The sequence below is a fragment of the Kitasatospora sp. NPDC090091 genome (assembly GCF_044747365.1).
In the GTDB taxonomy this organism is placed as follows: domain Bacteria; phylum Actinomycetota; class Actinomycetes; order Streptomycetales; family Streptomycetaceae; genus Kitasatospora.
On record NZ_JBIVDY010000014.1, the window covers coordinates 112,167 to 138,644 of the forward strand.

Consider the following 26,478-nt stretch of genomic DNA (forward strand, 5'->3'; position numbering starts at 1 on the left):
GTGCCCGGGTACCTGCCGCCCGCCGTGCCGCCTGCCGCACCCCCCGCCGTGCCTCCCGCCGTCGGCAGCTGGGGCGCCGGCCGGCCGTACGACCCGGCCGCGGCGCAGCCGGCCGCCCTGCGCCTGCTCACCGGCGAGGACTGGCGCCCGGCACTGCGTGCGCTGATCGCGCCGACCGCGGTGCTCCTGCTCGCCGCCCTGATCGCCGCGATCCCGGACGACTACGGGTACTCCTTCTACTTCGAGGCGCCCGGGTTCGACGACCGCTTCGGCTCCGCGCTCGCCATGGCCCTGGCCGCGCTCGGCGCGCCGTTCCGGCTGAGCGTCGACCTCGGCACGCTGCGCGGAGCGGGCGGCGGCGAGACCACGGTTCGGCTGGTGCCGATGACGGTCACCGCGGCCTGGCTGTTCGCGCTCTGGCTCGGCCTGCGCGCGGGTGCGCGCGCCCGACAGGCCCGGACCGGCGAGCAGCAGACCCGGCGGCAGGCGGCCGGCGAGGCGCTGCGCACCGCGCTGGTCGCGGGCGGCGTGACGCTGCTGCTGGGGCTCGTCGCCGGCGCCGAGTGGCACCCCGGCGGGTCGCGCGGCAGCGGCCGCCCCGGAGACTTCGACTACGGCAGCCTGTTCGGCCGGGCCTCGTACACCACCGACGCCGGCTGGCTGCAGGCGGCCGGCTGGACCGCACTGCTCGCCGGGCTGCTCGCCTTCGCCGTCCACGGCACCGACGCGCTGCGCTGGGCGGCCTGGCGCAACCGGGCGGTGCGCGGCTGGGCGGTGGCCGGCCTCAGCGCGGGCCGGGCGCTGGCGTTCACGGTCGGCCTGTCCTCGCTCGCCGCCTTCGTGCTGATCGCGGCCCAGGGCGAGGGCTGGCAGACCGGCGCCTCGGTGGCCTTCCTGCCCAACGCCGGCCTGCTGCTGCTCGGCCTCGGCTCGGGTGCGACCCTCCGGGGCGGCAGCGACGACGGGCGCGGGGGTTCCACCGGGCCCTGGGGGGCCGACGGCGGGGCGGACGACGCCGAATTCTCCTTCTTCGACCTGCACGGGGAGAGCGCCGACTGGCGGTGGACCGGCCTGCTGGCCCTGGCCGCCACGGCCTACCTGGGCTGGACGGCGTACCGGCGCCGGCTCGACGCGGCCGACCGGCTCCGGCTGGCGGCGATCCACGCGGTGGGGCTGACGCTGCTGATGACGGTGGCCGGGGCGCTGGTCAGCTCCGGCGCCACCTCGACGTACTCCGGCCGCAGCCGGGACCTCGGCCAGGAGTACTCGGCCGGACTGCTCTTCGGCACCGTACTGGCGGCCAATGCGGTGTGGGCGGCGGTCGGCGCGCTCGCGCTGCCGCCGCTGCTGACGGCGGTCCGCGGCGGCGCGCCCGGCGGCCCGGTCGCCGCGGTGCCCCCGCAGGGCGGTCCGCCGGACGCCGCCGGCCTTGCGCCCGGTTCCGCGCCCGCCTCCGCGCCCGGGCACGTGGCGGAGCCGTTCGCGCCGGGTCTGGGGGTGAGCGAGGTGATCGGCTCCCACGGCGAGGACCCGACGCCGCCCGCCGCACCCCCGGCGGGCCAGGCCGACACCCCGTCGGACCCGAGCGTCTGGCGCAAGCACCCGTAGCGGGCCGACCGGGCGCACGCCGCGCGCCGGGCCGCGGGGGCCGTCCCGCGCCCGGCGCGCAGGACGTCGGTCACGCCCGGCGGGGAGGGCGGCTCCGGCAGGGGCGGCTCGGGCGGGGCGCGCAGGACAGGGCGTAAGGACAGGGCGCGAGGACAGGGCAAAGGGCCCCGCGGGGGAACGGGGCCCTTTGTCGTTCAGCACACGGCGTCAGGGCTGCGCCGGTGCTGGGGTGACGGCGCCGGGGGAGGAGCGCCGTCGGGACGGTCGGCTTCGGGTCGCACCGTCGCGTTCCGGCGCGGGTGGGCCGGTCGCGCGGGGCGCGCACGCCCGCGGTGCGGGTCCGGCTGCATGCCTGCGCCGGGCCTTCGCTCACGGAGCGTGAGGTGATAATCGTTGCCACCGCGGGTCTCGGCGGCACCGGTCCGGTACTCCGCAGTAGGCCTTCGGCCATCGGGAGAACCTCTTCCACGCAGCATCGTGCTGGACGAAGGGCTTGGTCTGCAACCGATTCGGCATGATTCGGCACAGTCCATTTTCGGCCCGGCCGCTCCGCTCCGGCCCGGCCGGAGCCGCTCGGAGGCGCTCTGTGACACCCGGGCAGGGTGGGTTGGATGATCACGGTGCGTAGTGGTGGCGCCGGAGCGCACGAGGACGCGCGTAGCGGCGCGGGACGGTGAACGGTGTGCGCCTGGGTTGCGCCGGGGTGCGGCGGCCGGCCTCCGGGCGTCCCCGGGAGCCGACCGCCCCACCTCCTTGGTCCAGTCGCGGCCGGGGTCGCTGTCCCCTGCTGGCCGGCCGCTGCACCCGCGCACGGTCCCACGGCGCCCCCGCTCCCGGCGGAGCCGGGACGGCGGTGGCACCACGTGCGCCGGTGGACTGGGATGAGCTCCACGCGTGGTCCTGCAAGCCCGTGCGGCGGTGCCCCGGCCGGGGCGGAGGCGGCGCGCCTGGCGGGCGCGGCGCGGTGGCACGGTCGTCTGAAGCAACGAACCGGCGGCCCGCACGGTCACGGTCTCCTGGACGGGCAGACGAGTGAAACCGGCCAGCCCGGTAGACTCGGGGTGAGACCCCCGCCCGTCGCCGCCGCCCCAGCCGGGGGCGCCAAGCGTGCGACACGCTAGATACCGCTGCCGGAAGGCCGTCCGTGTCCTCTGCTATTCCCGACCAGACCGCACCCGAGACCGACACCGTCCTGGTCGTCGACTTCGGTGCCCAGTACGCCCAGCTCATCGCCCGACGGGTGCGTGAGGCCCGGGTCTACAGCGAGATCGTGCCGAGCAGCATGCCGGTCGCCGAGATGCTCGCCAAGAACCCGAAGGCGATCATCCTCTCCGGCGGCCCGTCCTCGGTGTACGAGGAGGGCGCGCCGCGGCTCGACCGCGCGCTCTTCGAGGCCGGCGTCCCGGTCTTCGGCATGTGCTACGGCTTCCAGCTGATGGCGATCACCCTCGGCGGCACCGTCGACAACACCGGCGCGCGCGAGTACGGCCGCACCCCGCTGGCCGTCTCCCGCACCGGCTCCACCCTGTTCGAGGGCGTCCCGGCGCAGCACTCGGTGTGGATGTCGCACGGCGACGCCTGCTCCGCGGCCCCGGAGGGCTTCACCGTCACCGCCTCCACCGAGCTGGTGCCGGTCGCGGCCTTCGAGAACGACGAGGCCCGTCTCTACGGCGTCCAGTACCACCCCGAGGTGCTGCACTCCGACCACGGCCAGCAGATCCTGGAGCACTTCCTCTACCGCGGCGCCGGCATCGCGCCGACCTGGACCACCGGCAACGTGGTCGACGAGCAGGTCGCGCTGATCCGCGCCCAGGTCGGCGACAAGCGCGCCATCTGCGGCCTCTCCGGCGGTGTGGACTCGGCGGTCGCGGCCGCCCTGGTCAACAAGGCCATCGGCGAGAAGCTCACCTGCGTCTACGTCGACCACGGTCTGATGCGCAAGGGCGAGACCGAGCAGGTCGAGAAGGACTTCGTCGCGGCCACCGGCGTCCAGCTGAAGGTCGTCGACGCGCAGGAGCGCTTCCTGGACGCGCTGAAGGGCGTCAGCGACCCGGAGGAGAAGCGCAAGATCATCGGCCGGGAGTTCATCCGGGTCTTCGAGCAGGCGCAGGCCGAGATCGTGGCCGAGGCCGGCGAGCACGGCGAGTCGGTCGAGTTCCTGGTCCAGGGCACCCTGTACCCGGACGTGGTGGAGTCCGGCGGCGGCACCGGCACCGCCAACATCAAGTCCCACCACAACGTCGGCGGTCTGCCCGAGGACCTGCAGTTCCAGCTGGTCGAGCCGCTGCGCAAGCTGTTCAAGGACGAGGTCCGGATGGTCGGCCAGGAGCTCGGCCTGCCGGAGGAGATCGTCCAGCGCCAGCCGTTCCCGGGCCCGGGCCTGGGCATCCGGATCGTCGGCGAGGTCACCAGGGAGCGTCTGGACCTGCTCCGCGAGGCCGACGCGATCGCCCGCGAGGAGCTGACCGCGGCCGGCCTGGACCGCGAGATCTGGCAGTGCCCGGTCGTCCTGCTGGCGGACGTCCGCAGCGTCGGCGTCCAGGGCGACGGCCGCACCTACGGCCACCCGATCGTGCTGCGCCCGGTCTCCTCCGAGGACGCCATGACGGCCGACTGGTCGCGCCTGCCGTACGAGGTGCTGGCGAAGATCTCCACCCGGATCACCAACGAGGTCCGTGACGTCAACCGCGTGGTGCTGGACTGCACCAGCAAGCCGCCGGGCACCATCGAGTGGGAGTGATCACTCCCGACCGGTTCTGAACCGGAATTGAACGGCCGCGCCGTCGTTCCCGTATACAAGGGAGCGGCGGCGCGGCCGTTCGCGGTGGACGGGGAGCCCACCGGGTGGGCCATCCCACCGAAAGTGCTCACAACCGTGCAGAATGCGGACCGGACCTGTCAGGCGTTGGCGGGCCGCGAAGGAAGGTGTGGGGAATGTCGGAGGCCAGCGGCGCCGGGGTGACCGTCGCGGACGCGGGCGGCAGGGCCGAGCGAGCGGCCCTGCGGAAGGCGGTGGCGTCGAAGTACGCGCTCCTGCCGCTGCGGATCTTCCTCGGGGTCACCTTCGTCTACGCGTCCCTGGACAAGCTCTCGGACGCGCACTACCTGGCCGGCGCGGGCGACCCGGCCTCCTTCGTCTCGCAGACCCAGGCCGTGAAGGGCACCAGCCCGATCTCCTTCCTGCTCGGCCTCGCGCTGGACGCGCCCACGCTGTTCGCGCTGGCCATCGCCTTCGGCGAGCTGGCGGTCGGCCTCGGCACCCTGCTCGGCCTCTGGGGCCGGGTGGCGGCCCTCGGCGGCGCGCTGATCAACCTGAGCCTCTGGCTGACGGTGAGCTGGAACGTCTCGCCCTACTACCTCGGCAACGACCTCGCCTACCTGATGGCCTGGACCCCGCTGGTGCTGGCCGGCACCCCGTACCTCTCGCTGGACGGCTACCTGGGCAAGCGCGCCGCCCGGGACCGCGAGCGCGGGCTGGCCGAGAGCCACGTCCGCCGGCGGGCCGTGATGGACGGCGGCATCGCGGCCGTCGCGATCGGCGGCGCCGGGCTGCTCACCGGCTCGCTGACCAACACCTTCGGGCGGGACGAGAACGCCGCCAAGTCCAAGCAGTCCGCCGCCCCGGCCCCCGCCGGCCCGGCCGGCCCGCCCGCCTCGGTGGCCGCCGCGAGCGTCCCGGTCGGCGGCTCGGCCCAGGTCAAGGACCCGGCCACCGGCGACGCGGTCTACATCGTGCAGCCCAAGGCGGGCCAGTACTGCGCCTTCTCCTCGGTCTGCACGCACTCCGGCTGCGCCGTCGACGCGCCGAAGAACGGGCAGATGTACTGCCCGTGCCACGGCTCCCGGTTCGACGCCGCGACCGGCGCGGTGGTGAACGGCCCGGCCACCAAGCCGCTGCCGAAGTACGGCGTCACCAAGGACGGCGACAGGTTGAACCTCGGGCCGCTGCAGAGCTGAGCTGCTCGCCCGAAGGCGGAGGCGGGTCGTCGTACGGCGACCCGCCTCCGCCGTACCGTGCTCAGAACGTGTCGTCCTGCTCAGGCTCGTCCGGGCGGCTGCGCCGGGCCATCGCCGCGACCGCGCCGACCAGCCCGCCGACGCCCAGCACGATGAAGGTCACCGGGAGGACGATCCGGCCGTTCACCGACTGGTGGTTGAGTGCGGCCACCAGGTAGAGCACCGCGATCACGGTGAACAGCCCACCCGCGATCAGCGAGAAGAGATCGAGCTGGTGCTTCCTCACGACTGGACCACCTTGATGTCGCCGAGCCCGACCGTCAGTTTCAGGTCGAGCGTGCCCTTGGATGTCTGACCGTTCAACGGGTGGTACTGGTACTGGCGGGTCACGTTCTGCCGGCTGACCGGCTCCCCGGGGGCCTTGACGTCGCCGAGCACCACCCGGGTCGTCAGGTTCACCGTCACGTCCCGCGGCAGGGTGACGGTCAGCTCCCCGGCGCCGAGCTCCACGGTGGTCGCCAGGGCGGCGCCCGCCGGGTCCAGCCCGCCGAGGTCGAGCCTGATCTCGCCGGCGCCGAGGCTGTAGCGCTCCTCCAGCTCGGTGGCCGAGGTGACCGTCCAGGTGCGCTCGCCGGCCGCGTTCTGCATCGACGTCGGCGAGTGGCCGACGAAGGTGAGCGCCAGCGTCAGCAGCAGTCCGGGCACGACCAGCTTGCGGGCCCGGCCGAACTTCGCGCCGACCAGCAGCGTCACCCCGATCACCAGCAGCGCCGTCGCCAGCGCGGCGGCGCTCACCACGGTGACGCTGTGCCCCCGGGAGGAGGCCGACCAGACCGCGGTGGCCGCACCGGCCGCCAGCAGCAGCCCGATCAGGCCGAGCGGCGAGTGTTCGCGCCGGCGCCGGTGCACCACGACCGGCGGCCGGGGCGGGGCGGCGGCCGGGCCGCTCTTGCGCAGCGGATCGCCCTGCGGCAGGTCGGTGCGCTGCCACCACGGCTGGGCCGCGCCCCCGGGCGGCGGGGTCGCGCCGGCCTCGCCGTACGGGTTGCGCTCGGGGTGGCGCGGGTCCCACAGGTAGCCGGTCGGGCCGGCGTGCGGGGTGTCGACCGGCACCGTCCCGGCGGCCCGCTCCCGGGCGTGCCGCTCGCGGATCGCCTCGTCCTCGGCCGGGCGCGTCCAGGTGGTGGCCGAGTCCGTCGGCTCCGCCTGGGGGAAGAGCCGGTCGTAGGGGCCGTGCCGGCGCTCCCGGCCGCGCCGGCGCCCGCGCACCCGGCCGCGGTGGCGCTCCGGGTCGTAGCGGACGGCCAGGAAGACCAGCGCGGCGAGCAGCAGCAGCGGGAAGAACTGGTCGCCGTCGCCCATCGAGGAGAAGAAGACGCCGGTGCCGATCACCGTCAGCAGGACCGCGCCGACCGACTGGCCGTCCACCCGGCCGGTGAGCACCCGCTGGAGCTCGGTGCGGCCCGCCCGGCTGCCGCCCTTGCCGTCCGGGACCGGCTCGGTCGGGACGATCAGCCAGGCCAGCCCGTACAGGAAGAGGCCGAGGCCACCGGAGAGGCAGAGCACCACCGTCACCACGCGGAAGACCACCGCGTCGATGTCCAGGTGCCGGCCCAGGCCGCCGCAGACGCCGGCGACCACGCGGTGGTGCTCGGTGCGGTTCAGCGGGGGGCGGTCCGGCGCCGGCGGGGCGCTCGGCCCGGCCTCCTGGATACGAGGGTCCTCGGTCATGCCCACCATCCTGGTGGCTCCCGGACGCCCGCCCAACCGCTCGCGGCCCTGTCCGTACCCTGACTTGCCCCTGAGAGGGGGTAGGGACCGACCCTGATGCGGCCGCACCCGCCCGCGTGGAACGATCGGTGGCGTGGCAGCCCCCGGTACCGACCCCCGTCCGCTCGTCCCCGACGCCCCGCCGTCGCCGGGCGGCGATCCGACCGTGCCCGGCGAGGGCCGGCCGCCCTACCGGCGCCTCTACCGCAGCCCGCAGGGCCGCATGCTCGGCGGGGTCGCGCACGGTCTCGCGGTGCACCTGGGGCTCCCGGTCGCCTGGGTCCGGATCGCCTTCGTCCTGCTCTTCTTCGCGCAGGGGATCGGTGCCCTGCTGTACGCGGCGTTCTGGTTCGTGGTGCCGATCGGCATCGGCGAGCCCGCGCAGCGCGGCGGCGCGCACTGGGTGTACGTCAACGGCGCCTTCGTACCGGCCGGCTCCTGGCAGGCCTCCGGCGGGCCCGGCACTGAGCTGAGCAAGGGCCGGCGCGGCCGGATCGGCCGGCTGCGGGAGCTGCTGCAGCACGCCCTGCAGGGCGAGCCCGCCACCGTGCCGGCGGCCGATCCCGCGCAGGTCAGGGCGGCCGCGCCGCGCCAGGGCGGCCTCGGGCAGCTCGCCGCGCTGGTCATGGTGGTGATCGGCCTGATCGCCCTGCTGAGCGCGCTCGGCGTGCAGACCGCCCGGCCGTACACCTGGCCGCTGCTGGCCATCGGCGTCGGTGTCGCGCTGGTCTGGCGGCAGGCCGACGACTCGCGCTGGCAGCGCTGGTTCGGCCTGGAGGAGGGCGAGAAGCGTCGCGGCGCCTACACCCGGGTCGGTGCCGGCGTGCTGCTGGTGGTGGTCGGCACCATCGCCTTCCTCGCCCTGCAGGGCAGCGGCTCCACCATCGGCTCGGTGATCGAGGCCGCGCTCGCGGTGCTGGCCGGTGTGCTGGTGCTGGTCGGCCCGTACGCGCTGCGGATGTGGCAGGACCTCGGGGCCGAGCGCACCGCCCGCATCCGCGCCCAGGAGCGCGCCGAGATCGCCGCGCACGTCCACGACTCGGTGCTGCACACGCTGACCCTGATCCAGCGCCGGGCCGAGGACCCCAAGGAGGTGCTGCGGCTCGCCCGGGCCCAGGAGCGCGAGCTGCGGCTCTGGCTGTACCGGCCGGAGGCCGCCGCCGAGGCCGCGCCGGACACCATGGCGGAGAGCCTGCGCGCGGTGGTCGCCGAGGTCGAGGACCGCCACGGCGTCCCGGTCGAGCTGGTCATCGTCGGCGACTGCCCGATGGACGAGCGGATCGTGGCTCAGATGCAGGCCGCGAGGGAGGCGACGGTCAACGCGGCCAAGTACGGTGGCGGGGGACCGGTCCAGGTCTACGCCGAGGTCGAGGGGAGGACCGTGATGGTGTTCGTCCGCGACCACGGACCCGGCTTCGACCCCGACTCGGTGCCCGAGGACCGGATGGGAGTACGGGAGTCGATCCTCGGCCGGATGAAGCGCAACGGCGGCACCGCACGGGTGCGGCCCGCGCCGGACGGCGGGACCGAGGTCGAGCTGGAGATGGAGAGAGCGAATGAGTGAGGCAGCGCCGGACAGGACCGCGCGGGTCGTGCTGGTCGACGACCACCGGATGTTCCGGACGGGGGTCCGGGCCGAGATCGGGCGCACCGAGGCGACCGGCATCGACGTGGTCGGCGAGGCCGACGACGTCGAGTCCGCGGTCCGGGTGGTCGCCGAGACCAGGCCGGACGTGGTGCTGCTCGACGTCCACCTGCCCGGCGGCGGCGGCGTCGAGGTGCTGCGCCGCTCGGCCGGGCTGATGGGGGAGCCGGGCGTCAAGTTCCTCGCGCTCTCGGTGTCCGACGCGGCGGAGGACGTGATCGGCGTGATCCGCGGCGGCGCCCGCGGCTACGTCACCAAGACGATCACCGGCACCGACCTGGTGGACGCGATCTTCCGGATCGCCGACGGCGACGCGGTGTTCTCGCCGCGGCTGGCCGGCTTCGTGCTCGACGCCTTCGCCGCCACCGACACCCCGCCGGTGGACGAGGACCTCGACCGGCTGACCCAGCGCGAGCGCGAGGTGCTGCGGCTGATCGCCCGCGGCTACGCGTACAAGGAGATCGCCAAGCAGCTGTTCATCTCGGTGAAGACGGTGGAGAGCCACGTCTCGGCGGTGCTGCGCAAGCTCCAGCTGAGCAACCGGCACGAGCTGACCCGCTGGGCCACCGCCCGCCGCCTGGTCTGAGCTGCTCCGCGGGCCCGCCGGTCCGCAGCCCGCGCCCGCTCAGCCCGCCCGAGCCCGCCCGGTCCGTCAGGGCCGGGCGGGCTTGTCGGTGCGGGGCCATAGACTCGATGTGCCATGAGTAGCCTCTTTGACGACCTCCCGCTCCCCGGCTTCGAGGCCCCCGCCGCCGGGTCGAAGCAGCAGCCCGCACCCATCGACGAGGAGCCGCCGCCGTACGAGGACGACCTCCCGTACGAGGCGTACGAGGAGTCGATCCCGGAGGGCCTCTTCCGGACCGACCACGCCGCCGAGGCCGAGCGGGACGCCTGGTACCGCAACGGCGCCGCCCGCACGGTGGTGGACCCGGCGCAGCTGCTGGAGGGCATGAACGACCCGCAGCGCGAGGCGGTGCTGCACGCGGGCTCGCCGCTGCTCATCGTGGCCGGCGCCGGCTCCGGCAAGACGCGCGTGCTGACCCACCGGATCGCCCACCTGCTGGGCGCGCGCGGGGTGCAGCCGGGCGAGATCCTGGCCATCACCTTCACCAACAAGGCCGCCGGCGAGATGCGCGAGCGCGTCGAGCAGCTGGTCGGCCCGCGCGCCCGGGCGATGTGGGTCTCCACCTTCCACAGCGCCTGCGTGCGGATCCTGCGCCGTGAGTCCAAGCTGCTCGGCTTCACCTCGTCGTTCTCGATCTACGACTCGGCGGACTCGCAGCGGCTGATGTCGCTGGTCTGCCGGGACCTCGACCTGGACCCCAAGCAGTTCCCCCCGAAGTCCTTCACCGCGAAGATCAGCAACCTCAAGAACGAGCTGATCGACGAGGAGAGCTACGCCGACCAGGCCGCCAACCCGATGGAGAAGAAGCTCGCCGAGGCGTACTTCCTCTACCAGCGGCGGCTGCGCGAGGCCAACGCGCTCGACTTCGACGACATCATCATGACGACGGTGAACCTGCTGCAGGCCTTCCCCGACGTCGCCGAGCACTACCGGCGCCGGTTCCGGCACATCCTGGTCGACGAGTACCAGGACACCAACCACGCCCAGTACACGCTGGTCCGCGAGCTGAGCGGCGGCGCGGTCGCGGACGCCCCGAAGCGCACCGCCGACGGCGACTACGTGAACCCGGCTGCCGGCCGGCTGGCCGAGGTGCCGCCCGCCGAGCTCTGCGTGGTCGGTGACGCGGACCAGTCGATCTACGCCTTCCGCGGCGCGACGATCCGCAACATCCTCCAGTTCGAGGAGGACTACCCCAACGCGACGACCATCCTGCTGGAGCAGAACTACCGCTCCACGCAGACCATCCTGAGCGCCGCCAACGCCGTCATCGAGCGCAACGCCAACCGGCGCGAGAAGAAGCTCTGGACGGCCGGCGAGCACGGCGAGAAGGTCGTCGGCTACGTCGCGGACGACGAGCACGGCGAGGCCCAGTTCATCGCCGACGAGATCGACCGGCTCACCGACAAGGACGAGGCCAAGCCCGGCGACGTCGCGATCTTCTACCGGACCAACGCCCAGTCCCGTGTGTTCGAGGAGGTGTTCATCCGGGTCGGCCTGCCGTACAAGGTGGTCGGCGGGGTGCGCTTCTACGAGCGCAAGGAGGTCCGGGACGTCCTGGCGTACCTGCGGGTGCTCTCCAACCCGGAGGACACCGTGCCGCTGCGCCGGATCCTCAACGTGCCCAAGCGCGGCATCGGCGAGCGGGCCGAGGCGATGATCGACGCGCTGGCCTCGCGGGAGCGGATCTCCTTCGCCCAGGCGCTGCTGCGGGTCGACGAGGCGTACGGCATGGCCGCGCGCTCGGCCAACGCGGTGAAGAAGTTCAACCACCTGATGGCCGGGCTGCGCCAGGTCGTCGAGTCGGGCGCCGGGCCGGCCGCGGTGCTGGAGGCGGTGCTGGAGGAGACCGGCTACCTCGCCGAGCTGCAGTCCTCGACCGACCCGCAGGACGAGACCCGGGTGGAGAACCTCCAGGAGCTCGCCTCGGTCGCCCTGGAGTACGAGCAGGACCCGGGTGAGCGGCCCGACGCCGACGAGGAGGGCACGCCGCCGGTCGGCTCGCTGGCCGACTTCCTGGAGCGGGTCGCGCTGGTCGCCGACTCCGACCAGATCCCGGACGAGGACGAGGAGGGGCAGGGCGTCATCACGATGATGACCCTGCACACCGCCAAGGGCCTGGAGTTCCCGGTGGTCTTCCTGACCGGCATGGAGGACGGGATCTTCCCGCACATGCGGGCGCTCAACCAGGTCAAGGAGCTGGAGGAGGAGCGCCGGCTCGCGTACGTCGGGCTCACCCGGGCGCGGGAGCGGCTCTACCTGACCCGTTCGGTGCTGCGCAGCGCCTGGGGCCAGCCCGCGTACAACCCGGCGTCGCGGTTCCTGGAGGAGATCCCGGACTCGCTGGTGGAGTGGAAGCGGACCGGGGCGGCTTCGGCGCCGGCCTCGCGCGGCTACTCCTCGGGGTCGTCCTGGGGCGGCCGGTCGGCCGGCTCGGGCGGCGGCTCCGCGCGGGGTGCGGCGCGCGGTTCGGCGGCGGCCTCGCCGAAGGCGGGCTGGGGCCAGTCGGCGCGGCGTTCCGGTGCGGCCGTCGAGCGCGAGGTCGTGGCGCTGGCGGTCGGGGACCGCGTCACCCACGACACCTTCGGCCTGGGCACGGTGGTGGCCACCACCGGCGTCGGCGACAAGGCGCAGGCCACGGTGGACTTCGGGACGGAGGGGCGCAAGCAGCTGCTGCTGCGGTACGCGCCGGTCGAGAAGCTCTGAAGCCCTGCCGGTCGGGCCCGCGGCCCGGGCCCGACCGGCAGGACGGGCCCCGGGCGCGGCCCGCGCCGGCGGCCGGCGCGGGCGGATCAGCGCGGGTCGACGCCCTGGGCGAGGAACCAGGGCAGCGGGTCGACCGGGCCGGTGCCGCTCGCCGGGCGGATCTCGAAGTGCAGGTGCGGGCCGGTGCTGTTGCCGCTGCTGCCGACGAAGGCGATGACGTCGCCGGCCTTCACCGTGCCCTTGCGGATCTTGTACGAGCGCAGGTGGCAGTACCAGGCCTCGGTGCCGTCGGCCATCTTCAGTATCGTCATGTAGCCGTACGACGGGTTCCACTGCGTACGGATCGTGCCGTCGGTGACGGCCATGACCGGGGTGCCGCCGTCCACCGGGAAGTCGATGCCGGTGTGCCGCTTCGCCCAGTGCGTGCCGGCGGCGCCGAACATCTCGCCCAGCCCGTGCTGGGCCACCGGGAGCGAGACGGCCGGGCGCTGCTGCTGCGGAGCCTCGGCGGCCGCGGCCCCGGCCGGGTCGGCGCTCCCGGGGTCGGCCGCGCCGGCGGGCTGGGCCCCGGCGAGCGGCTCGCGGGCGTCGGCCCGGGAGGCCTGCGGGGCGCCGTTCCCGGCTAGGGCCTGCTGGGCGGCGTCCAGGGCCGGCGCGTTGTCGGCGGCGGTGGCGGCGGAGGCCTGGTCGGGCACCGTGCCGGCCGCCTGGGCGCGCCGCTGGCCGGCCTCCCCCTGGACGGTGACGGCCGCCGCCGCGGCCACTCCGAGTGCGGCCACCGAGGGCAGCGCGACGCGCAGCAGTGCCGTACGGGTGGCGGCCTTGGCGGCGTCGCGGCGCTGGGCGCGCGACTGCTCACGGGCGGCCATCCGCATCTCCGCCCGGGTCGGGCGGGCGGCTGCATCGGGAGCCATCGGGGGCTGCCTCCTCGGTGGGCCTCGGGCACGTCATCGGGCGAGGGAAAACTGCCGAGACTGTAGCCGCAACGCCGACATCCGGACAAAAGTCCGGATGTCAAGAGGTGAGCTGGCAGGTCGTGGGCGGGCTGGGCGCGGATTCCGCGGGGTATACCGGCAGGTGGTGGGCGGGTCGCGGGGCGGCCCGTTGTGATTTTCCCCTCCAATTGAGGGGCGGCGCGGCCAGGGTGGCCGGGTGGCGCTAACCTCCCCTCAGGTTGGTTATTGCTGGTTAACCGCGCCCGTGGCCCACGAGGCCCGGTGGGGTGGTGGACGACGAGGTCCAGGAGGCAGTGATGGGTGTGTCAGGCCCGATCCGTGTGGTGGTCGCCAAGCCCGGGCTCGACGGTCACGACCGCGGCGCCAAGGTGATCGCGCGCGCCCTGCGTGACGCCGGTATGGAGGTCATCTACACCGGCCTGCACCAGACGCCCGAGCAGATCGTCGACACCGCGATCCAGGAGGACGCGGACGGCATCGGCCTGTCGGTCCTCTCCGGCGCGCACATGACGCTCTGCGCGCGCGTCCTGGAGCTGCTGAAGGAGCGCGAGGCGGAGGACATCAAGGTCTTCTGCGGCGGCATCATCCCGGACGAGGACATCGTCGAGCTCAAGGCGATGGGCGTCGCGGACATCTTCACCCCCGGGACGCCGACCCGGGACGTGGTGGCGTGGGTCGAGGCGAACCTGCGCGTGGCGGGCTGAGCCGACCGTCCCACATGGCTCGCCGGGCCGGTGCGGGGTGTTCACCCCGTACCGGCCCGGTCGTTCTTCGGGAGCGGGCCGAACGGTCAGGCGGCGAGCTCGGCGAGCATGGCCTCGCGGAAGCGCAGGGTGCCGGCCAGCCGGGCGAAGGTCTCGGCCCAGGCCGTCGCCGGTGTGCTGTCCGCCGCCAGCTCCTCCACCGCGGCGGCGGTCTCGGGGGCGAGCGCGCGCTCGGTCATCCCCAGTACCCCGCTGTGGCTCCACGGGTAGGCGCCGGAGGCGGCCGCCCGGGCGAGGGCGGCGACCACCGCGGTGGAGAGCGGCGGTGTCCACGGTGTCGCGCAGGCCCCGAGCAGCTGGAAGGCCTCGCCGAGGCCGTGCACCTCGATGAAGGCGGCCGTCCAGGCGGCCCGCTCCTCGGCCGGCAGCACCGCGAGCAGCTTGGCCGGGGCGCCGGTCGGCCGGGGCGCGCGGGCCCGCCGCTGCTCCGGGGCCGGGGCGGGCGCGGGGCCGAGCAGCGCCCGGGCCCAGTCGGCGTCCTGCTGGCGGACGGCGGCGCGCGCCCACGCCTCGCGCAGGTCGTCGGACCAGCTGCCGTCCGTCTCGTCCAGGCTGTCGCCGACCCGCAGCGCGAGCAGTTGATCGGGCGTCAGCCCGGTGGTCGCGGACCAGCCGGACAGCGGTGAGGCGGCGATCACCTCGCCGAACCACCAGGCCCGTTCGCCGCGCCCGGTGGGCGACTTGGGCGCTATGCCGTCGCGCTGCATGGCCGCGTCGCACTCGGCGGGCGGGGTGACCAGCAGGTGGGTGCCGCGGTCGGAGAGGCGGACGGCGGCGCGGGCCCGCTCGGCCATCCGCCGGGCGAGGGCGGAGCCGGGCAGTGCCGAGAGCAGCTCGGCGGCGGTGGCGCGGACGTTCTTGCTGCGGTCGCCGAGCGCGGCCTCCAGGAAGGGCTCGTCGGCGGCGGAGAGGCCCTCCTGCAGGGCGTCCAGGAAGAGCAGCCGGTCCTCGGCGCGCTCGGTCGGCCAGGTGCTCTGCAGCAGGGCGAGGCCGGCGGCCGGGTCGGTGCGGCGCAGCACGGTCAGGTGGGTGACCCGCTCGGCGAACAGGCCCTCGTGCCACAGGTGGTGGTCACCGTCGGCGCTGCGGGGCGCCGCGGCGCCGGGCGCGGGGGCCTCGCCGGCGGCCGGGGCCTCGCCGTGCGTCGGGGTCCGGCCGGTCGCCGGGACCTCGCCGGTGGTGCGCAGGACGAACCGCCAGTCGGGGTTCCGGGCGGCCAGCCACCGGCCGAGCGGACCGGCCAGGACGACCGCGTCGGGGCGCAGTTCGCTGCGGGCGCGGGCGGCGTCCAGCAGACTCGGGACGAGCGCGGCGGGCGGGCGGAACCCCCGGGCGCGGGCCGTGCTGAGCCACTGGGGGAGCAGTTCGGCGACGTTGGCGAGGACGGCGCTGCCGCCGCCGGGCCTGGTGCCGAGCAGCAGCGAGAGGCGGCGTGCGGCGGGCGCCGGCAGCTCGGGCCGCGCGTCCGCCGGAGCGGGCGGGTCGGTCGGCGTGGTGGCGGCACGGGGGAGGGCGCCGGCACGGCGGCGGACGGTCTCCAGGGCGGCCAGTTCGAGCAGGGCCGTGGCGGGGTCGCTGCGGTCGACCGCACCGGTGGCGGGGACGGCCGGGTCGGCGGCGGGGAGCGGGCGGCGGTCGGTGCCGAGCAGGGCGGTGGTGTGGAGGGACTCCCAGGGGTCGGGCATGCGGGCTCCTGAGGGGTGAGGTGGACTGGCGGGGCGGCCGGGGCGGCCGCCGACGGGCGGGGCTGCGCGCCCGGAGGTCAGGGGGTGGTGAGGCCGATCGGGCGCCCGTCGGGACCCCAGGCGGTGACGGGGGAGAAGCCCCGGTGGCCGTACTCGCCGAACACCGTGAGGGGGCGCCCGGTGGAGACGGCCGCGAGGCGCCAGAGGGCGGACTCGGGGACGCCGGCGCGGTGGACCGGCAGGGTGTGGTGGCCGTCGGTGAGGTGCCAGCCCTCGGGGCTGAGCACGGGGACCACCTCGCTCAGGACGGTGGGCCAGGTGTCGAGCCAGGGGTCGTCGGCGACGGCGGTGCCGTAGCCCGCGACGGCCTCGGCGACGGTGAGGCCGGGCGGCTCGACGGCCGGGCCGGGCTCGGGCGCGCCGTAGCGGGTGCCGAGCGCGGCGCGCAGCGGGCGGGCCCCGGGGTGGAAGGCCAGCTCGGCCTCCAGCAGGTGGCCGGTGGGGAGGGCGAGGTCGGGGGCCTGGCCGGGGCGGCCGAAGGCGAGCAGGAGGGCGGGCCGGCCGGTCTTGGCGCCGCGGAGCCAGACCCGGCGGGTGGTGAGCCGGTCGTCCGAGGTGTCCCGGCTGCCGAGCACGTGCCAGCGGTCGCGGACGGTCGGGCCGGCCAGGAGGTCGGAGGCGTCGGTGGTGTAGCCGACCCGGGCGCGGACGGTGGCCGCGAGCGGGTCGGGCAGCTCGTCGACGCGGGTGGCGGCGGTGGCGAGCAGGTGGAGCATGGCGTACTCCTCCAGGAGGCGGTGCTGGGGTGCGGTGTCGAGCTCGCGGACCCGGGTGGCCAGGCCCGGGGCCTGGGCGTCGACCATGCGGGCGGCGACCTCCTCCCACGGGCCGGCGGTGGACTGGTCGGCCAGGCCGTGGCGGATCCGGTCGGCCAGGCGCAGCCGGAGCTCGGCCGCCCCGGCGGCGACCCGGGTCGAGCGCCGCTCGGCGCGGCGGCGCGCGGCGGCGGGATCGGCCGGGGCCTCGGCCCGGGCGGCCCGCTGCTCGGCGCGGTCGCGGCGCTGGGCGAGCCACTCGGACGCCCAGTCGGCGGGTTCGGCGGCCGGGACGGCCTCGGGGCTGCCGCTCCAGAGCAGCAGCAGCCCGAGCGCGTGCTTGCACGGGAACTTCCGGCTAGGACAGGTGCAGCTGTAGGCGGGCGTGCCGAGTTCGACGACCGTGCGGTACGGCGTCCGGCCGCTGCCCTTGCACTCCCCCCAGAGGGCGCTGCCGTCGGTGCCCGCGGCCGACCAGGGTGCGGGCGAGGAGAGCTTGCCCGCGGCCTTCTGCGACGCGGCGTCGGGTGCGAGGGACAGGACGTGTTCGGTGCTCCAGCGTTCCTCCATGCCGACGACGGTAGGCGGGGGGACTGACAGTCCGGACCGTCGAACTGAGGTCCGGTCAGGATTGTCAGTGGCCCGGTGCAGGGTGGTTCCTGCAGGCCGGGACGCCGACCTGGCTCCCCCCGATCACCCCGCCGCCTGCCACAGGTGTGTCCGGCGGCCGACCCGAAGGAGCCCCATGACCGACGTTCTGCGGCAGCACGCCGAGGACGCCTTCGCGGCCGAACTGGCCGCGCTGGCCGCCCAGGACGACCGTCCGCGTCCGGAGCGCTGGAAGCTGTCGCCCTGGGCCGTCGCCCAGTACCTGCTGGGCGGTGAGCTGGCCGACGGCACCGTGATCACGCCCAAGTACATCGGGCCGCGGCGGGTCGTCGAGGTCGCCGTGACCACGCTGGCGACCGACCGCGCACTGCTGCTGCTCGGCGTGCCGGGGACGGCGAAGACCTGGGTGTCGGAGCACCTGGCCGCGGCGATCAGCGGCGACTCCACCCTGCTGGTGCAGGGCACCGCCGGCACCCCGGAGGAGGCCGTCCGCTACGGGTGGAACTACGCCCAGCTGCTCACCAACGGGCCCAGCCGGGACGCCCTGGTGCCGTCGCCGCTGATGCGGGCGATGGCCGACGGCAAGATCGCCCGGGTCGAGGAGCTGACCCGCATCCCGGCCGACGTGCAGGACAGCCTGATCACGATCCTGTCCGAGAAGACGCTCCCGGTACCGGAGTTGGGCTCCGAGACCCAGGCGGTCCGCGGCTTCAACCTGATCGCCACCGCCAACGACCGCGACCGCGGGGTGAACGAGCTCTCCAGCGCGCTGCGCCGGCGCTTCAACACCGTGGTGCTGCCGCTGCCCGCCTCGCTGGAGGAGGAGGTGGACATCGTCACCCGCCGGGTCGAGCAGCTCGGCCGTTCGCTGCAGCTGCCCGAACTGCCCGGCGGCGCCGAGGAGATCAGGCGCGTGGTCACCGTCTTCCGGGAGCTGCGGGCGGGGATCACCGCGGACGGCCGGACGAAGGTGAAGACGCCGAGCGGCACGCTGTCGACGGCCGAGGCGATCTCGGTGGTGACCAACGGGCTGGCGCTGGCCGCCCACTTCGGCGACGGCGTGCTGCGGGCCGGCGACGTCGCGGCCGGTGTGATCGGCGCGGTCGTCCGGGACCCGGTCGCCGACCAGGTGGTGTGGCGCGAGTACGTCGAGGGCGTGGTGCGCGAGCGGGACGGCTGGAAGGACTTCTACCGCGCCGCCCGGGAGAACGCCCGCTGACGTGGTGACGGTCCGAGGTTGGAGTTCGTGGAGGGAGGAGGGCGCGTGAGCGCTGAGGTGACGCTGTTGGGCGTACGGCACCACGGTCCCGGTTCGGCCCGCGCGGTGGCCGCCGCGCTGGAGGCGCTGCAGCCGGACGCGGTGCTGATCGAGGGCCCGCCGGAGGCCGATCCGATCGTCGCACTGGCGGCCGGGAAGGACATGGTGCCGCCGGTCGCGCTGCTCGCCCACGCCGTGGACGACCCGGCCCGGGCCGCGTTCTGGCCGTACGCCGAGTTCTCCCCGGAGTGGGTGGCGATCCGGTACGGCCTGGACGCCGAGGTCCCGGTGCGCTTCATCGACCTGCCGGCGGCGTACGGACTCGCCCCGGACCCGGTGGAGGACGGCGCTTCGGAGGACGGCGCGGTCGACGGCGGCGCGGCCGGGGACGGTGCCGTCGAGGACCGGCCGGGGGACCCGATCGCCCTGCTCGCCGAGGCGGCCGGCCACGACGACCCGGAGCGCTGGTGGGAGGACGTGATCGAGCACCGCGCCCCCGGCACCGACCCGCTCGCCCCGTTCGCCGCCGTGGCCGAGGCGATGACGGCGCTGCGCGAGGCGGGGGTGGCCGGCAGCGAGGCCCGCCGGGACGACCTGCGGGAGGCGTACATGCGCCAGCAGATCCGCGCCGCCAAGCGGGCCGGGCACCGGCGGATCGCGGTGGTCTGCGGCGCGTTCCACGTGCCCGCGCTGGCCGTGCTGCCGACCGTCGCCCACGACCGGGCGCTGCTGGCCGGCCTGCCGAAGAAGGTGCGGACCGACATCACCTGGGTGCCCTGGACGCACCGCCGGCTCTCCCAGCTCAGCGGCTACGGCGCCGGGATCGTCTCGCCGGGCTGGTACCACCACCTGTTCGCCGAGCCGGGAGACCCGCTGCCCAAGTGGCTGACCAGGGCCGCCGAGCTGCTCCGGGCCGAGGACCACCCGGTCTCCTCCGCCCACGTCATCGAGGCGGTCCGGCTGGCCCGCACGCTCGCGGTGATGCGCGGCCGCCCGCTGGCCGGCCTGACCGAGACGCTGGACGCCGTCCGGTCGGTGATGTGCGACGGCTCCGACGTCGCGCTGGAGCTGGTCCGCGACCGCCTGGTGATCGGCGACGCGCTCGGTGAAGTCCCGGACGGCGCACCGGCGGTGCCGCTCCAGCGCGACCTCGCCCGGCTGCAGCGCTCGCTGCGGCTGAAGCCGGAGGCCGAGCCGCGCGAGCTCGACCTGGACCTGCGCAAGGAGAACGACGCGGCGCGCTCCCGGCTGCTGCACCGGCTCCGGCTGCTCGGCATCGACTGGGGCGTGCCCGCGCGCTCCACGGTGAACTCCACCGGTACCTTCCGGGAGAGCTGGTGGCTCTGCTGGCAGCCCGACTTCGCGGTCCGGATCGTCGAGGCCGCGCAGTGGGGCACCACGGTCGAGGACGCCGCCGCCGGCAAGGCCGTCGGCACCGCGCGGGCCGCGGTGGAGCTGGCCGAGCTGACCGCCCTGGTGGAGACCTGCCTGCTGGCCGGCCTGTCCGGCGCGCTGCCCGCGGTGATGCGGGTGCTGGCCGACTGCGCTGCGCTGGACACCGACGTCGCCCGCCTCGCGGGCGCCCTGCCCGCGCTGGTGCGGGCTCTGCGCTACGGCGACGTCCGCGGCACCGACGGCGACGCGCTCGGCGAGGTCGCGACCGGCCTCGCCGACCGGATCTGCGTCGGCCTGCCGCCGGCCTGCACCGGCCTGGACGCCGACGGCGCGTCGGCGATGCGCGGCCACCTCGACGAGGTGCACGGCGCGATCGGGCTGCTGGACGCGGACGGCGCGGCCGGCCTGGCCGACCGCTGGGCCGGCACGCTGGGCTCGCTCGCCCGGCGGGAGCCGGCCGCCGGCCCGGCCGACGGCGTCCCCGGCCTGCTGCGCGGCCGCGCCGTCCGGCTGCTGCTGGACGACGGTCGGCTGGACTCCGCCGAGGCCGGCCGCCGGATGGGCCTGGTCCTGTCGGCCGCCAGCGCCCCGGCGGACGCGGCCGGCTGGGTGGAGGGCTTCCTCACCGGCGGCGGCGCGCTGCTGCTGCACGACCCCCGGCTGCTGGGCCTGCTGGACGCCTGGCTGACGGCCGTCCCGGCGGAGGTCTTCACCGATGTGCTGCCACTGCTGCGCCGCACCTTCGCCGGGCTTGAGGCGGGCGTGCGCAACACCGTCGGCAGCCGGGTCGCCGCCGGCCCGCTCGACGGTGAGCCGGCCGGGGCCGTCGAGCCCGGTCCGGCGCTCGACCGGGCCCGCGCCGACGCGGCCGTGCCCGTGGTCGCGCTGCTGCTCGGCCTGCCGGCGGCTCCGGCCCACCCCGGCGGTCCGGTCCGGATCCCCCGGCAGGCCTCCGGCCGCGACACCTGACGCCGTACCCGCTGCAGAACCCGAAGACCCGAAGACCCGACCACTTCAGAACCCGACGACCCGAAGACCCGAAGACCCGAAGGAGCGTCCGATGGCAGTGACCACCCCCCTCGCCGCCGAGGAGCGGCTGCGCCGCTGGCGGCTGGTGCTCGGCGGCGAGGCGGACGGCACCGGCTGCACCCTGCGCGGCCGGGACGCCGCGATGGACGGCGCGCTCGCCGCTCTGTACCGGGGCGCGCCGGAGGAGGGCCGGGCCGGGCGGGCCGGCCGGCGCAGCGCCGGGCTGGGCGGATCGGCGCCGCAGGTGGCGCGCTGGCTGGGGGACATCCGCGAGTACTTCCCGACCAGCGTCGTCCAGCTGATGCAGCAGGACGCCATCACCCGGCTCGGGCTGGACCACCTGCTGCTGGAGCCGGAGATGCTGGAGGCCGTCGAGCCCGACGTCCACCTGGTCGGCACCCTGCTCTCGCTCAAGCACGCGCTGCCCGAGACCACCCGGGAGACCGCCCGCGCGGTGGTCGGCAAGGTGGTCGCCGAGCTGGAGCGCCGGCTCGCCGACCGGACCAGGGCCACCCTGGGCGGCGCCCTCGACCGCAGTGCCAAGGTGAACCGCCCGCGCCACCGTGACATCGACTGGGACCGCACGATCCGGGCCAACCTGAAGAACTACCTGCCCGAGCACGGCACCGTCGTGCCCGAGCGGCTGGTCGGCTACGCCCGGGCGCAGCGAGCGGTGAAGAAGGACGTCATCCTCTGCATCGACCAGTCCGGGTCGATGGCCCCCTCGGTGGTGCACTCGGCGGTCTTCGGCGCGGTGCTGGCCTCGATGAAGTCCCTGGACACCCGGCTGGTCGTGTTCGACACCTCGGTGGTCGACCTGACCGAGCAGCTCACCGATCCGGTGGACGTCCTGTTCGCCACCCAGCTCGGCGGCGGCACCGACATCAACCGGGCGCTCGCCTACTGCCAGTCGAAGATCACCCGCCCGTCGGAGACCGTCGTGGTGCTGATCAGCGACCTCTACGAGGGCGGCATCCGGGACGAGATGCTCAAGCGGGTGGCGGCGATGAAGGCGTCCGGCGTCCAGTTCGTCGCCCTGCTCGCGCTCTCGGACGAAGGTGCGCCCGCGTACGACCACGCGCACGCCGCCGCGCTGGCCGCGCTGGGGGCCCCGGCGTTCGCCTGCACTCCCGACGCCTTCCCGGACATCATGGCCGCGGCGATCGAGAAGCGCCCGATTCCGGTGCCCGACCGGAGTGTGTAGCCGACCGGTGCGCGGGTTCACCCGGACGGGCGAACCCGCGCCCGTCGGGGCGCCCGGACCGGCGCCTGATCGCACCCGCTGCACGTCACCCGGCCGTAGGCTGGCTGTGACGGTTCTCACCCAATACGGGCATGCCCCGGGCGAAAGAGTCCCGTCGGACGGGGATAACCTGCCAGACGGACGTGACGCGCGTGTTGATTGACGTGTGCGCCCGTGGCTGTGTGGGCCGCAAGGCCGTACCTCTGCGTACCCGCACCGCCCCGACGACCCGCAGCGAAGATCCTGCCGTGGCACGCTCGTAGAGACACAATCCGCGACCACGAACAAGGACAAACACGTGGACCTGTTCGAGTACCAGGCGAGGGACATCTTCGCCAAGCACGGCGTGCCCGTGCTTGACGGTGATGTCATCGAGACCGCCGCAGACGCTGCCGCCATCGCGGAGCGCTTCGGCGGCCGCGCCGTCGTCAAGGCTCAGGTGAAGGTGGGTGGCCGAGGCAAGGCCGGTGGCGTGAAGCTCGCCTCCGACCCGGCGGACGCCGTCACCAAGGCCGAGGCGATCCTCGGCATGGACATCAAGGGCCACACCGTCCACAAGGTGATGCTGGCCCAGACCGCGGACATCAAGGAGGAGTACTACGTCTCCTTCCTGCTGGACCGCACCAACCGCACCTTCCTGGCCATGGCCAGCGTCGAGGGCGGCGTGGAGATCGAGGTCGTCGCGGAGGAGAACCCCGAGGCGCTCGCCAAGATCCCGGTCGACGCCAACGAGGGCTGCACCCCGGAGAAGGCCGCCGAGATCGTCGCCGCGGCGAAGTTCCCGGCCGAGGTCGCGGACCAGGTCGCCGAGGTCCTGCAGAAGCTGTGGGCCGTCTTCATCGCCGAGGACGCCCTCCTCGTCGAGGTCAACCCGCTGATCAAGTCCGGCGACGGCAAGATCATCGCGCTCGACGGCAAGGTCTCGCTGGACGAGAACGCCGAGTTCCGCCAGCCGGAGCACGAGGCGCTCGAGGACAAGGCCGCCGCCAACCCGCTGGAGGCGGCGGCGAAGGCCAAGGGCCTGAACTACGTCAAGCTCGACGGCCAGGTCGGCATCATCGGCAACGGCGCGGGCCTCGTCATGAGCACCCTCGACGTGGTCGCCTACGCCGGTGAGAAGCACGGCGGCGTCAAGCCGGCCAACTTCCTCGACATCGGCGGCGGCGCCTCCGCCGAGGTGATGGCGAACGGCCTGGAGATCATCCTGGGCGACGCCGACGTCAAGTCGGTCTTCGTCAACGTCTTCGGTGGCATCACCGCGTGCGACGCGGTCGCCAACGGCATCGTGCAGGCCCTCGCGCTCCTGGAGAGCAAGGGCGAGGCCGTCACCAAGCCGCTGGTCGTCCGTCTCGACGGCAACAACGCCGAGCTGGGTCGTCAGATCCTGACCGACGCCAACCACCCGCTCGTCGAGCAGGTGGACACCATGGACGGTGCGGCCGACCGCGCCGCCGAGCTGGCCAACAAGTAAGGAAGGGGACTACACAACCATGGCTATCTTCCTTACCAAGGACAGCAAGGTCATCGTCCAGGGCATGACCGGCTCCGAGGGCATGAAGCACACCCGCCGCATGCTCGCCTCGGGCACCCAGATCGTCGGTGGCGTGAACCCGCGCAAGGCCGGCACCACGGTCGACGTCGACGGCACCGAGGTGCCCGTCTTCGGCACCGTCGCCGAGGCCATGGAGAAGACCGGTGCCGACGTCACCGTCATCTTCGTGCCGCCGAAGTTCACCAAGGACGCCGTCGTCGAGGCCATCGACGCCGAGATCGGCCTGGCCGTCGTCATCACCGAGGGCGTCCCGGTGCACGACACCGCCGCCTTCTGGGCCCACGCCGGTTCGAAGGGCAACAAGACCCGGATCATCGGCCCGAACTGCCCCGGCCTGATCAGCCCCGGACAGTCGAACGCCGGCATCATCCCGGCCGACATCACCTCCTCCGGCAAGATCGGTCTGGTCTCGAAGTCCGGCACCCTGACCTACCAGCTCATGTACGAGCTGCGGGACATCGGCTTCTCCTCGGCCGTGGGCATCGGCGGTGACCCGGTCATCGGCACCACCCACATCGACGCCCTCAAGGCGTTCCAGGAGGACCCGGAGACCGAGCTGATCGTCATGATCGGCGAGATCGGCGGCGACGCCGAGGAGCGTGCCGCGGCCTACATCGCCGAGCACGTCACCAAGCCGGTCGTCGGCTACGTCGCGGGCTTCACCGCCCCCGAGGGCAAGACCATGGGCCACGCCGGCGCCATCGTCTCCGGCTCCTCGGGCACCGCGCAGGCGAAGAAGGAGGCCCTTGAGGCCGCCGGTGTCAAGGTCGGCAAGACGCCGTCCGAGACCGCCCGCCTGGCGCGCGAGCTGATCGGCTGACGCCACCCGCTCGTCGAGCGCCCCCGTCCGGATCCCGGGCGGGGGCGCTCGCCGTTTCCGGGCCCGGCCACGCGGGTGCCCGGACAGGGCCCGGGCCTCAGGCGTCGTCGGTCGGGCAGGGGTGCAGCGTCCAGCCCGTGCAGGCCGGCGGGCCCTCCACGACCGCGCCGGGCGGCGGCAGCGCCTCGGCCGTGTGCCCGGCGGACGGCAGCTCCCAGAGGCGGCGGGGCGGCGGCGGGTCCACCACGACCGGCTCGACCCCCGGTGTGGGGCTGCACCAGAGGCTGTGCACGCCGGTCGGCGGGGCCTCCGGCAGAGCCGGGACGGCGGCGGTGGTCTCGGCCGTGGCGCAGAGCGTCGGCGCGGGCGGCTCGCCGGGCCGGAACAGCTGCCCGGGCCCGCCGCCGCTCAGCGTCGCCACCACGGCCGCACCGACGGCGGCGGTGAGCAGGGCCGCGGCGCCGGTCCGGCCGGCGTCGGCCAGCCCGTGCCGGGCGCGCAGCAGCGGCGCCGGCGGGCGGTGCGGCTCCGGGCAGCCACGGACGGCCGCGCGGTGCAGCAGCCCGCTGAGCCGGTCGGCGAAGCCGTCCGCCGCCGGATCCGGGCCGACCAGCTCCGGCACCCAGTGCGCCAGCGCCGCCCGGGCCGCCCAGACCCGGCCCTCGGCGGCCGTCACGGTGGACTCCACCTCGACGGCCACGGCGTCGGCGGGCAGGCCGAGGCCGTCGTGCAGGACCAGCGCCCGGCGCTGCGGGCGGGAGAGCCGCTTGAGCGCCTTGAGCAGGGCGCGGTCGTGGTCGGTGAGCCGGTCGTGGTCCGGCAGCACCGCCTGCGTCTCGTCGGCCGGGCGGACCTTGATCCGGCGGTGCGGCAGTCGCCAGACGTGCGTCCGGCGCGGGCCGCCGCGGTGCCACGGCGAGAGCGCCGCCTCGAAGGCCCGGGTCCGCAGCCGGCCTTCCGGGTCGGGCTCGCCCGACACCTCGATCCAGTGCCGCTGGGCCTCGGCGAAGGCCCGTCCGACGCAGTGCAGGGCCCGGTGCTTGCAGGCGGTGAGCAGGAACGTCTGCTGCACCAGGCGGGCGTGGACGGTCTCGTACAGCTCCTCGAAGGTGAGGGTGGGGGCGGCCGCCGGCACGGGGGTGCCGGGCCCGGCGGGGGCGGCGGGGGCGGCGCTGTGCTGCCGCTCGGCCGGTCGGTCGGCCTGGCGGTGTGCCGGAGGCGTCTGGCCGGCCGGGTCCTTGCGGCGGTGCCGTCCGCCGCCGGGCCGCTCAGCGGTGTCCGGCGGCGCACCGTCCGGCGCGCCGGGGCGGGCACCGTCGGCCGGGTCCTTGCGGCGGTGCCGCCCGCCGGGCGCGGCCGGGGCTGCCGCACCGCCCGGTGCACTGCGGTCCGGTGCACTGCGGTCCGGCACGCCGACGAGGGCGCCGCCCGCCTCGCTCCCGCCCGCCCCGCTCCCGCCCGACCGGCTCCGGTCCGGTCCGGCCGGGGGCTTCGCCGCGCCGCGTTCGGGCGGGGCCGGGTCGGGACGGCCCGCGGCACCCGCCGTCTCCCCGGCCGCGGGCGAGGCCTGAGCCGGGCTCAGCAGCGCGGCGAAGGCGCCGATCTCCGCGCGGGTACGGGTGCCGAGCTTGCGCATCGCCCGGTGCTGGTAGGTCCGCGCGGTGGCCGGGGTGACGCCCAGTACGGCCGCCGACTCGGCGAGCGGGCGACCGGCCGCGAGATGGGCCAGCGCCTGGGCTTCACGTGGAGTCAGCTGCCGCAGCAGCCGGGACGCCTCCGCGGGATCGACGGAGCCCCCGCCGGCCGCCCTGCCGCGCGCGCTTCCGGCGGCCTGCCCGGCGGGGACGGCCTGCGCCTCCGGCGCACTCGGTGTCCCCTTTGCGGGCTTCGCGGCGGCGCGGCCGCGTCCGGGCCGGCCCTTCCCGGGGCGCCCCTGCGGTGCCGGGGCGTCGGTGGGGGCGGGCGCGCCGGTGGGGCGCTCGGCGGTTGGTGGTGTGCTCATCAGACACTCCGGGCCGGGGTGGGGGCCGCAGCGAGCGGGCCG

The 26,478-nt window shown here is 75.1% G+C and carries 18 protein-coding genes and 1 pseudogene; 13 read left to right on the forward strand and 6 right to left on the reverse strand.

The window, feature by feature from the left end; genetic code table 11:
• The first annotated feature begins 48 nt into the window (after positions 1–48).
• The 4 genes and pseudogenes from ACIPSC_RS24490 (at position 49) to ACIPSC_RS24505 (ending at position 5,565) form a co-directional block, all read left to right on the forward strand.
• On the forward strand, positions 49–1,608 hold the full coding sequence (locus ACIPSC_RS24490) for a hypothetical protein (protein WP_400828201.1): 1,560 nt from the start codon (positions 49–51) through the stop codon (positions 1,606–1,608).
• A 1,144-nt stretch (positions 1,609–2,752) separates the two neighbouring features.
• On the forward strand, positions 2,753–4,348 hold the full coding sequence (gene guaA, locus ACIPSC_RS24495; protein WP_400828202.1) for a glutamine-hydrolyzing GMP synthase: 1,596 nt from the start codon (positions 2,753–2,755) through the stop codon (positions 4,346–4,348).
• 194 nt (positions 4,349–4,542) lie between these two features.
• Positions 4,543–5,067 (forward strand): annotated as a pseudogene (locus ACIPSC_RS24500) (DoxX family membrane protein); the annotation flags it as partial.
• A gap of 48 nt (positions 5,068–5,115) precedes the next feature.
• Positions 5,116–5,565 carry a ubiquinol-cytochrome c reductase iron-sulfur subunit gene (locus tag ACIPSC_RS24505; protein ID WP_400828307.1) on the forward strand — a complete coding sequence of 150 codons (450 nt, stop codon included), beginning with the start codon at positions 5,116–5,118 and terminating at the stop codon, positions 5,563–5,565.
• 61 nt (positions 5,566–5,626) lie between these two features.
• On the opposite strand, the gene ACIPSC_RS24510 is transcribed toward ACIPSC_RS24505, so the two are convergent.
• Positions 5,627–5,851: a hypothetical protein gene (locus tag ACIPSC_RS24510; RefSeq protein ID WP_400828203.1), complete on the reverse strand. Its 225-nt coding sequence runs from the start codon at positions 5,849–5,851 to the stop codon at positions 5,627–5,629.
• Positions 5,848–7,296 carry a PspC domain-containing protein gene (locus tag ACIPSC_RS24515; RefSeq protein WP_400828204.1) on the reverse strand — a complete coding sequence of 483 codons (1,449 nt, stop codon included), beginning with the start codon at positions 7,294–7,296 and terminating at the stop codon, positions 5,848–5,850. Before ACIPSC_RS24515 ends, ACIPSC_RS24510 begins: the two co-directional genes overlap by 4 nt.
• 205 nt (positions 7,297–7,501) lie before the next feature.
• On the opposite strand from ACIPSC_RS24515, the gene ACIPSC_RS24520 reads away from it, so the two are divergent.
• The 3 genes from ACIPSC_RS24520 to pcrA all read left to right on the forward strand — a co-directional run bounded on the left by ACIPSC_RS24520 (position 7,502) and on the right by pcrA (position 12,308).
• A complete protein-coding gene (locus tag ACIPSC_RS24520) occupies positions 7,502–8,899 on the forward strand; it encodes a PspC domain-containing protein (RefSeq protein ID WP_400828308.1) in 1,398 nt (465 codons plus the stop codon).
• Entirely contained in the window at positions 8,892–9,566 is a 675-nt protein-coding gene (locus tag ACIPSC_RS24525) for a LuxR C-terminal-related transcriptional regulator (RefSeq protein ID WP_400828205.1), read from the forward strand. Before ACIPSC_RS24520 ends, ACIPSC_RS24525 begins: the two co-directional genes overlap by 8 nt.
• 114 nt (positions 9,567–9,680) lie before the next feature.
• Positions 9,681–12,308 (forward strand): DNA helicase PcrA, encoded by a 2,628-nt coding sequence (gene pcrA, locus ACIPSC_RS24530; protein WP_400828206.1) that lies wholly within the window; start codon positions 9,681–9,683, stop codon positions 12,306–12,308.
• An 86-nt stretch (positions 12,309–12,394) separates the two neighbouring features.
• On the opposite strand, the gene ACIPSC_RS24535 is transcribed toward pcrA, so the two are convergent.
• Positions 12,395–13,222, reverse strand: coding sequence for a M23 family metallopeptidase (locus ACIPSC_RS24535; protein WP_400828207.1), 828 nt, complete (start codon positions 13,220–13,222; stop codon positions 12,395–12,397).
• Positions 13,223–13,560: 338 nt separating this feature from the next.
• Here ACIPSC_RS24535 and ACIPSC_RS24540 point away from each other — a divergent pair, with 338 nt between their 5' ends.
• Positions 13,561–13,968, forward strand: coding sequence for a cobalamin B12-binding domain-containing protein (locus ACIPSC_RS24540; protein WP_400828208.1), 408 nt, complete (start codon positions 13,561–13,563; stop codon positions 13,966–13,968).
• A gap of 86 nt (positions 13,969–14,054) precedes the next feature.
• Here ACIPSC_RS24540 and ACIPSC_RS24545 read toward each other — a convergent pair whose 3' ends face one another.
• Entirely contained in the window at positions 14,055–15,713 is a 1,659-nt protein-coding gene (locus ACIPSC_RS24545) for a DUF5691 domain-containing protein (RefSeq protein WP_400828209.1), read from the reverse strand.
• Between the two features lie 77 nt (positions 15,714–15,790).
• Positions 15,791–17,098 (reverse strand): SWIM zinc finger family protein, encoded by a 1,308-nt coding sequence (locus ACIPSC_RS24550; protein ID WP_400828210.1) that lies wholly within the window; start codon positions 17,096–17,098, stop codon positions 15,791–15,793.
• A gap of 175 nt (positions 17,099–17,273) precedes the next feature.
• Between ACIPSC_RS24550 and ACIPSC_RS24555 the strand changes: the two genes are divergently transcribed.
• From ACIPSC_RS24555 to sucD, 5 genes are all read left to right on the forward strand, one after another.
• Positions 17,274–18,356 carry an AAA family ATPase gene (locus tag ACIPSC_RS24555; protein ID WP_400828211.1) on the forward strand — a complete coding sequence of 361 codons (1,083 nt, stop codon included), beginning with the start codon at positions 17,274–17,276 and terminating at the stop codon, positions 18,354–18,356.
• A gap of 45 nt (positions 18,357–18,401) precedes the next feature.
• On the forward strand, positions 18,402–20,759 hold the full coding sequence (locus ACIPSC_RS24560; RefSeq protein ID WP_400828212.1) for a DUF5682 family protein: 2,358 nt from the start codon (positions 18,402–18,404) through the stop codon (positions 20,757–20,759).
• A 91-nt stretch (positions 20,760–20,850) separates the two neighbouring features.
• Complete coding sequence (locus ACIPSC_RS24565) at positions 20,851–22,023, forward strand: VWA domain-containing protein (RefSeq protein WP_400828213.1); 1,173 nt, start codon at positions 20,851–20,853, stop codon at positions 22,021–22,023.
• Between the two features lie 337 nt (positions 22,024–22,360).
• The gene (sucC, locus tag ACIPSC_RS24570; RefSeq protein ID WP_400828214.1) at positions 22,361–23,533 is read left to right on the forward strand and encodes an ADP-forming succinate--CoA ligase subunit beta; all 1,173 of its coding nucleotides are present in this window, start codon (positions 22,361–22,363) and stop codon (positions 23,531–23,533) included.
• Between the two features lie 19 nt (positions 23,534–23,552).
• Positions 23,553–24,434, forward strand: a complete 882-nt coding sequence (sucD, locus tag ACIPSC_RS24575; RefSeq protein WP_400828215.1) for a succinate--CoA ligase subunit alpha — start codon at positions 23,553–23,555, stop codon at positions 24,432–24,434.
• A gap of 97 nt (positions 24,435–24,531) precedes the next feature.
• On the opposite strand, the gene ACIPSC_RS24580 is transcribed toward sucD, so the two are convergent.
• On the reverse strand, positions 24,532–26,436 hold the full coding sequence (locus tag ACIPSC_RS24580; RefSeq protein ID WP_400828216.1) for a LuxR C-terminal-related transcriptional regulator: 1,905 nt from the start codon (positions 26,434–26,436) through the stop codon (positions 24,532–24,534).
• Positions 26,437–26,478: the final 42 nt, after the last annotated feature.